Source organism: Nonomuraea turkmeniaca, assembly GCF_005889735.1.
GTDB lineage: Bacteria > Actinomycetota > Actinomycetes > Streptosporangiales > Streptosporangiaceae > Nonomuraea > Nonomuraea turkmeniaca.
Genome location: NZ_VCKY01000567.1, coordinates 1 through 882, shown reverse-complemented (window position 1 = coordinate 882; position 882 = coordinate 1). Strand labels below are relative to the sequence as shown.

Here is an 882-nt window from a genome sequence, read left to right as displayed (position 1 = left end):
CTCCCTACACTGCCTGCGTGCTGCAACCCCGCTACCCGATCACCACCGAACGCCTCCTCCTGCGCCCCTTCACCGACGCCGACCTCGACGCCGTCCACGCCTACGAATCCCGCCCCGACGTCGCCCGCTACCTCTACTGGGAGCCCCGCGACCGCGACACCAGCCGCACCTTCCTCGACAAAAAGATCACCCGCACCGCGCTCCGCGACGAAGGCGACGCCCTCGACCTGGCCATCACCCTGCGCCCCACCGGCCAGGCGACCGGCCACTCGACAGGCCCCGTCATCGGCTCCGTGCTGCTCATCTGGACGAGCAAAGAGCACCGCCAAGGCGAAATAGGCTACATCCTCCACCCCGACCACCACGGCCACGGCTACGCCGCAGAAGCCGCCCGCGAAATGCTCCACCTCGGCTTCCACGACCTCGGACTACACCGCATCACCGGCCGCCTCGACGCCCGCAACACCGCCTCCGCCCGCGTCCTGGAGAAACTCGGCATGCGCCACGAAGCCACCCTCATCGACAACGAATACGTCAAAGGCGAATGGGCCAGCGAAGCCATCTACGCCATCCTCGACACCGAGTGGGCCCGATGACCATCCACCACCTCGCCCTGGCCACCGACTGGCACACCGCCCAGCAGGCGGGGGAGTACCGCATCTCCACGCTCGGCCGCACCCTCGAGCAAGAAGGCTTCATCCACTGCAGCCGTGACCTCACCCAGCTGCGCGACGTCCACACCGCCTACTACCGCCACGTCACCGCGCCGCTGCTCATCCTCGACATCGACCCCACCGGCCTCGACATCCGCACCGAAAACGGCTACCCCCACCTGTACGGACCCCTGCCCGTCCTGTCTCTTAGACACACCCGACCCTCCCC

General features: G+C 67.9%; 2 protein-coding genes. Both read left to right on the top strand.

Features of this window, described 5'->3' with window-relative positions; all coding sequences use genetic code 11:
• A partial coding sequence (locus ETD86_RS54560; RefSeq protein ID WP_342779380.1) for a GNAT family N-acetyltransferase occupies nucleotides 1-596 on the top strand: 596 nt, incomplete at its 5' end.
• Nucleotides 593-882: DUF952 domain-containing protein (locus tag ETD86_RS54555; protein WP_138674412.1), on the top strand; the 290-nt coding region annotated here is incomplete at its 3' end. The genes ETD86_RS54560 and ETD86_RS54555, both read left to right, overlap by 4 nt.